At 26.8% G+C, this 7938-nt stretch carries 10 protein-coding genes; 8 read left to right on the top strand and 2 right to left on the bottom strand.

The features are described from left to right. Positions 1 to 61 precede the first annotated feature (61 nt). Positions 62 to 1516, top strand: coding sequence for an aminoacyl-histidine dipeptidase (locus GBZ86_RS01800; RefSeq protein WP_152887184.1), 1455 nt, complete (start codon positions 62 to 64; stop codon positions 1514 to 1516). A 54-nt stretch (positions 1517 to 1570) separates the two neighbouring features. On the opposite strand, the gene GBZ86_RS16925 is transcribed toward GBZ86_RS01800, so the two are convergent. Continuing rightward, entirely contained in the window at positions 1571 to 1741 is a 171-nt protein-coding gene (locus GBZ86_RS16925) for a hypothetical protein (protein WP_170272130.1), read from the bottom strand. Positions 1742 to 1854: 113 nt separating this feature from the next. Here GBZ86_RS16925 and GBZ86_RS01795 point away from each other — a divergent pair, with 113 nt between their 5' ends. Beyond that, the gene (locus GBZ86_RS01795; RefSeq protein ID WP_152887182.1) at positions 1855 to 2676 is read left to right on the top strand and encodes a PHP domain-containing protein; all 822 of its coding nucleotides are present in this window, start codon (positions 1855 to 1857) and stop codon (positions 2674 to 2676) included. A 68-nt stretch (positions 2677 to 2744) separates the two neighbouring features. On the opposite strand, the gene GBZ86_RS01790 is transcribed toward GBZ86_RS01795, so the two are convergent. Next, a complete protein-coding gene (locus tag GBZ86_RS01790) occupies positions 2745 to 2921 on the bottom strand; it encodes a helix-turn-helix domain-containing protein (RefSeq protein WP_152887180.1) in 177 nt (58 codons plus the stop codon). 208 nt (positions 2922 to 3129) lie between these two features. On the opposite strand from GBZ86_RS01790, the gene GBZ86_RS01785 reads away from it, so the two are divergent. The 6 genes from GBZ86_RS01785 to mreD all read left to right on the top strand — a co-directional run bounded on the left by GBZ86_RS01785 (position 3130) and on the right by mreD (position 7930). After that, complete coding sequence (locus GBZ86_RS01785; protein WP_152887178.1) at positions 3130 to 3915, top strand: SPOR domain-containing protein; 786 nt, start codon at positions 3130 to 3132, stop codon at positions 3913 to 3915. A gap of 302 nt (positions 3916 to 4217) precedes the next feature. Next, positions 4218 to 4796, top strand: a complete 579-nt coding sequence (locus GBZ86_RS01780) for a Maf-like protein (RefSeq protein WP_152887176.1) — start codon at positions 4218 to 4220, stop codon at positions 4794 to 4796. 55 nt (positions 4797 to 4851) lie between these two features. Next, on the top strand, positions 4852 to 5532 hold the full coding sequence (gene radC, locus GBZ86_RS01775) for a RadC family protein (protein ID WP_327443613.1): 681 nt from the start codon (positions 4852 to 4854) through the stop codon (positions 5530 to 5532). Between the two features lie 17 nt (positions 5533 to 5549). Continuing rightward, positions 5550 to 6575: a rod shape-determining protein gene (locus GBZ86_RS01770; RefSeq protein ID WP_152887172.1), complete on the top strand. Its 1026-nt coding sequence runs from the start codon at positions 5550 to 5552 to the stop codon at positions 6573 to 6575. 3 nt (positions 6576 to 6578) lie between these two features. After that, the gene (gene mreC, locus GBZ86_RS01765; protein WP_152887170.1) at positions 6579 to 7421 is read left to right on the top strand and encodes a rod shape-determining protein MreC; all 843 of its coding nucleotides are present in this window, start codon (positions 6579 to 6581) and stop codon (positions 7419 to 7421) included. A gap of 11 nt (positions 7422 to 7432) precedes the next feature. Beyond that, a complete protein-coding gene (gene mreD, locus GBZ86_RS01760; RefSeq protein ID WP_152887168.1) occupies positions 7433 to 7930 on the top strand; it encodes a rod shape-determining protein MreD in 498 nt (165 codons plus the stop codon). The last annotated feature ends 8 nt before the right edge of the window (positions 7931 to 7938 follow it).

Genomic DNA, 7938 nt, shown 5'->3' with positions numbered 1-7938 from the left:
ATATAATATAAAGTATTATATTATATTTTTACTATAAAATGGATGAAGGGATGCGAAAGTCATGAAAATTTTAGAAAATTTAAAACCATATGATGTATTCAAATATTTCGAAGAATTATCACAAATTCCTAGAGGTTCTGGAAATGAAAAAGCTGTAAGTGACTATCTTGTTAATTTTGGGAAAGAATTGGGTTTAGAAACAATACAAGATAAAGCTTTAAATGTAATAATAAAAAAACCAGCTACTCCAGGATATGAGAATGCTCCTAGTGTAATAATACAAGGACATATGGATATGGTATGTGAAAAAAATAAAGATACTATACATGATTTTAAAAAAGATCCGTTAAAATTAAGAGTAGAGGATGACTATATTTATGCTACTGGCACAACTTTAGGAGCAGATAATGGAATTGCATTAGCATATGCTATGGCAATTTTAGCATCTAAGGATTTAAAACATCCTGCTATAGAAATGTTAGCTACTACAGATGAAGAAACAGGAATGTCAGGTGTTATGGCTGTAAAACCTGAAAATTTATCTGGTTCAATTTTGTTAAATATAGATTCAGAAGAAGAAGGAAAACTTTTAGTAAGTTGTGCCGGTGGAGTAAGGACAAATGTATCTTTAGATATAAGATGGCAAAATATAAAAGAAAATGAAGTACCAGTAGAAATTGTAATAAGAGGTCTTAAAGGTGGACATTCTGGTATGGAAATTGATAAAGAAAGAGGAAACTCAAATAAGTTAATGGGAAGAATTTTAAATGATTTATTAAATCATTTTAAATTTAATTTAGTATCTATTAATGGGGGTTCAAAAAATAATGCTATTCCAAGAGAATGTGATGTAGTATTAGCTTTATCAAAAAATAATGTAAATGAAGTAAAAGAAGTAATTGAAAAGTGGAATGAAATACTTAAAAATGAATTAGCAATGCATGATAGCAATGTAAGAGTTGAATTTAAAGAGTTAAATGAAAAAATAGAAAAAGTATTTTCAGATGATACAACTTTTAAAACTATAAAAATACTTCATTTAATTCCAAATGGAGTAGATACAATGAGTATGGCTATAAAAGGGTTAGTTCAAAGTTCTACTAATTTAGGTGTAGTTACAACTAAAGATAATACAGTAGAGTTTGATAGTGCAACTAGAAGTTCAATAGCTTCATTAAAGGACGAATTAGTTGAAAGAACTAAAAATGTAGCAGAAATTTTAGGTGCTAAATTTGTTGCAAATGCTTCATATCCAGAATGGCAATATAATCCTGATTCTGAAATAAGAGAAATATTCCAAAAAGTATATGAAGATATGACAGGAGAAGAGCCTGAAATAATAGCTATTCATGCTGGATTAGAGTGTGGATTGTTAGGTGAAAAAATTAAAGGATTAGATATGATATCTTTTGGACCTAATATTTATGATGTTCATACACCAAATGAACATTTAAGTATATCTTCTACAGAACATGTTTGGGATTTATTAGTTAAAGTATTGGCTACTATTAAATAATAACTTATTAACTAATTAAAAAATCATCTTGAGTAAATCTCAAGATGATTTTCTTTAATATATACATTTAGAAGTTTTCTTTATTTCTTTTTCAGTTATATGACCAGTTTTTAAATTAATAAGATTATTGTAGGCTTCAGATTTTTCTTTTTCATTAAATTCAGCTAAGACTTTACAAATGATTAATTGACCATGTTCATTTTTTTGAATAAAATATTCACTCATAATACTCTCTCCCTAATATTTGGAAATTTTTCCTTGTAATAATATTTTAACATATGTAGCAAAGCAAGAAAAGAAAAAAATGAAAACAATTTCAAAGAAGAGAGGATATAAAAATGAAAAAAGTAAAAACAGATCTACATATTCACACCAAAGCATCAGATGGAACATTAACTCCTATAGAATTAATAAGTGAAATAAAAGAAAAAAATATTAAAATGTTTTCTGTAACTGATCATAATTCAATAGATAGTATAGATGAAATTTTAAATCTTACAAAGGATGGTAATATAAAATTTATACCTGGTGTAGAGATATCTAGTAAATTTAATGATGAACAAATTCACATATTAGCTTATAATTTTGATTTAAAAAATAAAGAGCTTATTGAGTTAATAAAAAATAATCATAAGATTTTAAATGAAGAGGATGATGAGTCTATAAAAATGCTTATTGAAAGAGGATTTCCTTTAGATTTTGAAGAGTATTTAAATTATACTTATGATGTAAATAGAGGTGGATGGAAAACTTTAAATTATTTAATAGATAAAGGAATTTGTTCAGGAGTAGAGGATTTTTTTTCTAGAATATTTACAGATGATAGAAAACTTAAGTGTCCTAATTTTCCACATGCAGAAGATATTATAAGAGCAATAAAAAAAGCTAATGGCATAGCAATATTAGCTCATCCTAGTTATGGAAATACAAAGTATAACATAGATGAAATTTTAGAGAATTTTAGAATATGGGGAGTAGATGGATTAGAATGTTCACATCCTAATCACTCTAAAGAAATTATAAGCTATTTGAAGGAATATTGTAAAAAAAATAATTTATTAATAACAGGTGGATCAGATTATCATGGTGGATTATTATCTAAAAGAACTTTAGGTAGACCAGAATTTTATGCTGATTTAAATTTACTTGATAAAAATTAATATTATTAATAATGAAAAAATCTTTTTTATAACATTAAATATTATAAAAAAGATTTTTTCTTATGTTATTAAGAATTTGTATAATAACATCTTTTTGGAGAAGTAATTTTACCTTCAGCTTTTAAATCTTTAATAGCTTTATCAACTATTTTTTTGTCTAGACCTAATTTTTCTGCTATTTCTCCACCTTTTAAAGGTAAATGTGATGCTTTTAAAACTTCTAAAACAGCTACATTATTATCCATAACAATCCTCCTATTAAATATCTTGTAATAATTATTATTTAGTAATATTATACATCGCTTGTTTGGATTTTTCTAGATAATTTAACTAATTAAAAAAGTTTATTTTCTATTAAATTTAATAAATTATGTAAAGTATTTTTGGTTTGAAGGAATAAATGGTAATTATGTAAAATAATATTAATTATATAATAATGTAGGGGGTGATATTATGAAATACACAAGATATGACTTAAACAATAAGAAACGTAAAAATGAACGAAAGAAAATGATATTTTCTATAATAGGAGTTTTTGTTTTAGCGATAGTAATAGCTACAGTAGCAGCTAAACCTTTATTTGAAAATTCACAAAATAAGGATAATAATATATCGGCAGACTCTATGAAGAAGGAAGAAAGTACAGGAAATGCTAATAAATCGGAATCAAATGGAGAACAAGGGGAAAGTAAACCTACAGCAGGTAACGATAATTCAGATACTAAAGTAATACCTAAAGGTGAAGGGGAAACTTTTGTAATGGTGCAGTGTGGTTATTATGCTAAAAAAGAAAATGCTGATTCAATAAAAAGTAAATTAAATGATAAAGTAATTGCAGTTAATGTTCCAGAAGGAGATAAATTTAGAGTTATTGCATATATTGGAAGCGAAGAAAACTCTAATAAGTTGGCAGAAGAACTTACAGCTGCACAAATAAGTAATACAAAATCAAGATTTTTTATTCCTAAAACAGATACATGTAATGCAGAAATTATTGAAATTATAAATGGTTATTTAAAAATATTAGATAAATTAAAAGAAAAAGATGTAAAGGGCGTAAAAACACAAGAGTTTAAAGATTGGGTTAATAAATTAGAAGAGAAAAAGGATGAAAAAAACTTTAATATTTTTAAAGAACTCAAAGATGGAATAAATGCATTGCCAGAGGAAATAAATAAGCAAAATATTGAAGAAGGATATCAAGTAGTATTTAAAGTCATTAATTATTTTAAAATTTAGTTTAAATTGTAATTTATTTTTAATCTCTAAATGAAAAAAAATATCTATAATTAAAATGAAAGGATTGGAAAATTCCTTTCATTTTTAATTTATTTTAAAATAATAAAAAAACTTAACTGTTAATTTTAATTTAAATTTTAAATTAATAGAAAAAACTTAACTGTCAAGTATAATTTTACTTGTGTATAAAAATAATAAATGATAAACTATATAAGATGAATGGGAAAAGGGAATTTTTATGAGAATTCAAGTATAAGAGTATGAATTTGCAATCTTAAATGTTAGTAGTTAGGAGTGATAATTTGAAGGTAATTTTAGCATCAAAATCTCCAAGAAGACAAGAATTACTAGGACGTTTAGTTGATGACTTTGAAATAATAGAGTCTAAATTTGACGAAAATAGTATAATGTTTAAAGGAAATCCAGAAGAGTATGTAAAAGAGTTATCAAAAGCAAAAGCAGAAGCTGTATTTCATAATGAAAAAAGTGAAAGTATAATAATTTCTGCGGATACTGTAGTAGTACATGAAGGTAGAGTTTTGGGGAAACCTAAGAATGAGGAAGAAGCTTACAGTATGTTAAAAGCTTTAAGTGGAAATACTCATAAAGTATACTCTGGTTTTTGTGTGCTTAATACTAAGAATGCTTCAGCTATATGTGACTGTTGTTGTACAGAAGTTAAATTTTCAAAATTAACAAATGAACAAATACAAAAATACATAAAGTCAGAAGAACCTTTTGATAAAGCTGGTGCATATGGCATTCAAGGATTAGGAGGAGTTTTTGTTGAAGGAATTTCAGGGTGTTATTATAATGTAATGGGTTTACCCATAAATAGATTAAATAATATATTATCACAGTATATTACAACATTAATATAAATTAAATTTAAAATGGGGGATATGTTAAATTTCTATAAATAGGAGATGATGAAAGATTTCTAATTTGAAAATTAACGATATTCCAAAAGATGAAAGACCAAGAGAAAAACTTTTAGTTTATGGAGCACAAAGGTTATCTAATGAGGAACTTTTAGCTATTATATTAAGAACAGGAAGCAAAACAGAAAATGTACTAGAATTATCTTATAGAATATTACATAATGTGGGTGGATTACAAGGTTTATTTAGATCTTCACCTAGTGAGTTGATGAAAATTAGAGGAATTAAAGAAGCTAAAGCTACTCAGCTGTTAGCAATATGTGAATTATATAGAAGGTTTAAAAACTCTAAAATAAATCAGTATAAAATATTAAAACCAGAGGATATAGCTGAATTAGTTATGGACGAATTAATGGTTTTAACTCAAGAAGTTCTTCTTGTTATAACTTTAGATACAAAAAATAAAGTATTAACTAAAAAAGAAGTTTTTAAAGGCAGTTTAAATTCTTCATTGGTTCATCCAAGAGAGGTATTTAAAGAAGCTTTAATGAATAGTGCAGCATCAGTGGTTATATGTCATAATCATCCTTCAGGAGATCCTACTCCAAGTAAGGAAGATGTAAATATAACATTAAGATTAAAAGAATGTGGTATATTAATGGGAATAGAATTATTAGACCATATAATTATAGGTAATAATAAGTTTGTAAGTTTAAAAGAAAAATCGATATTATAACTGAAAGGGGAATATAAATGGGTTTATTTAGTTTTGGAATGACAAAAGATATGGGAATAGACTTAGGTACAGCAAATACCTTAGTATACGTAAAAGGAAAAGGTATAGTACTTAGAGAACCTTCCGTTGTTGCTATAAATAATATAACAAAGAGATCATTAGCAGTAGGAGCTGAAGCAAAGCAGATGATTGGTAGAACACCAGGAAATATTGTTGCTATCAGACCTTTAAAAGATGGAGTTATAGCTGATTTTGATGTAACTCAAACAATGCTTAAAAAATTTATTGATAAAATAACAAATAAAAGTGCTTTTACAAGCCCAAGAATAATAGTTTGTTTTCCATCAGGCGTAACAGAAGTAGAAAAGAGAGCTATAGAAGAAGCAACTAAACAAGCTGGAGCTAGAGAAGTTATATTAATGGAAGAACCAATGGCTGCTGCTATTGGAGCGGGATTACCAGTTGATGAACCAACAGGAAGCATGATTGTTGATATCGGTGGAGGTACAACAGAAGTTGCAGTTATATCATTAGGTGGAATAGTAACAAGTAAGTCATTAAGAGTTGCTGGAGATGAATTAGATCAATCTATAATCAATTATATTAAAAGAGAATATAATTTAATGATAGGTGAAAGAACATCTGAACAAATTAAGATGGAAATAGGTTCAGCTTATAAAGGCGCAGATGAAGAAGATAAAACTATGGACATAAAAGGAAGAGATTTAATAACAGGTCTTCCAAAAATAGTTGAAATAAATGAAGCTCAAATTAGAGATGCTTTAAAAGAGCCAGTTTCAGCTATAATAGAATCAATAAAAACAACTTTAGAGAAAACACCACCAGAATTAGCAGCGGATATAATGGATAAAGGAATAATGCTTGCAGGTGGAGGAGCTTTCCTAAAAGGACTAGATGAGTTAATATGTAAAGAAACGGGAATGCCTGTTCATATAGCAGAATCACCACTAGACTGTGTTGCTTTAGGAGCTGGTAAAGCTTTAGATAAGTTTGACTTAATAGTTAAGCAACAAAGAGGATAGTTCATGAAGTTTTTAAAAAATAAACTGGCAGTAACTGTAATAGTACTGTCAGTTACATTTTTAAGCATAATTATTTTTAGTGTAAAAAATGGTTCAGGCAATATTGTTTCAGGTGGTATAGGTTCAGCATTAAATCCCGTTCAAAAAGTTGTATATGCTATTGGTGACAAAATAAGTGGTGTTATTGATTTCTTTTATAATTTTTCAAGTGTAAAAGCTGAAAATGATGAATTAAAGAAAAAGAATATAGAGCTTCAAAATAAGCTTGTAGGTTATGAAAACTTTAAAAGAGAAAATGAAAACTTAAAGTCTATGCTAGATTTTCAAAATAAACAAGATCAATATAAGTATGTTGGTGCAAATATAATTGGAAAAAATGAAGGTTATATAATAGACAAGGGAACTAAAGATGGTGTGTATAAAGATATGCCTATAGTAGTTCCAGAAGGATTAGTAGGAGTTGTTACTGAAGCATCAACAAACTGGGCTAAAGTAAAAACTTTAATAGATGAAAATATAGCAGTAGCAGGTATTGTTGAAAGAAGTAGAGATGTTGGAATAGTAAAAGGTTATACGGATTCAAATAATACTCCATTAGCTAAAATATCAAATCTTAATATGAATTCAGATATAAAAGAAGGAGATGTTATTTTAACAACATCAGATGTAGGTGGCTACTATCCAAAAGATATAAGAATAGGTGAAGTTGTTTCTGTTAAAGAAGATAAAGTTAATGTTATGAAAACAGCTGTAATTAAACCTTATGTAAATTTTAATAAATTAGAACAAGTTTTTGTGGTAGTACCTAAAAATATTAGAGATATAAAAGATATTAAATATGATTAAGAGGATTTATTATGAAAAGGGTAGTTTTATTACTAATATGTATATTACTTTTAATACTAGATAACACAGTTATGCCTTTCTTTAGTGTGAAAGGCATAACTCCAAGCCTTTTGTTTACTTTTGCTATATTATTTTCTTTAATAAATGGATACTGGGAAGCTATTATAATAGGTGCATTTTCTGGTGTGCTACAGGATGTATATTCTATGTATCCTTTTGGCATAAATAGTTTATTAAATTTAATAGTATGCTTAATAGCAGCTGGTATAGGAGAAAATATATTTAAGCATAAAAGGCTTATACCTTTAGTAACTACTTTAGGATTAACTATACTAAAGTATTTAGGATTATTTTTAATAGGAAAATTAATTCATATGATAATTCCAGTTAGAGGTTTTTTTATACTAGGAATATATAATACAATTTTAGCCTTTTTCCTATATGGCTTTGTATATAATCTTTCAAATAAAAAATTAATGAAACAACAATGGAAATTTAGTGAGAAATAGGTGAAAAC

Source organism: Clostridium tarantellae, from assembly GCF_009295725.1.
GTDB classification, from domain to species: domain Bacteria; phylum Bacillota; class Clostridia; order Clostridiales; family Clostridiaceae; genus Sarcina; species Sarcina tarantellae.
The sequence above is the reverse complement of the archived record's forward strand: the minus strand, read 5'-3'. Positions and strand labels throughout refer to the sequence as shown.

Bases quoted from the DNA above. Each gene is read 5' to 3' on its own strand.
- GBZ86_RS01800 (WP_152887184.1), top strand. From the start codon at position 62: ATGAAAATTTTAGAAAATTTAAAACCATATGATGTATTCAAATATTTC.
- GBZ86_RS16925 (WP_170272130.1), bottom strand. From the start codon at position 1,741: ATGAGTGAATATTTTATTCAAAAAAATGAACATGGTCAATTAATCATT.
- GBZ86_RS01795 (WP_152887182.1), top strand. From the start codon at position 1,855: ATGAAAAAAGTAAAAACAGATCTACATATTCACACCAAAGCATCAGAT.
- GBZ86_RS01790 (WP_152887180.1), bottom strand. From the start codon at position 2,921: ATGGATAATAATGTAGCTGTTTTAGAAGTTTTAAAAGCATCACATTTA.
- GBZ86_RS01785 (WP_152887178.1), top strand. From the start codon at position 3,130: ATGAAATACACAAGATATGACTTAAACAATAAGAAACGTAAAAATGAA.
- GBZ86_RS01770 (WP_152887172.1), top strand. From the start codon at position 5,550: ATGGGTTTATTTAGTTTTGGAATGACAAAAGATATGGGAATAGACTTA.
- mreC (WP_152887170.1), top strand. From the start codon at position 6,579: ATGAAGTTTTTAAAAAATAAACTGGCAGTAACTGTAATAGTACTGTCA.
- mreD (WP_152887168.1), top strand. From the start codon at position 7,433: ATGAAAAGGGTAGTTTTATTACTAATATGTATATTACTTTTAATACTA.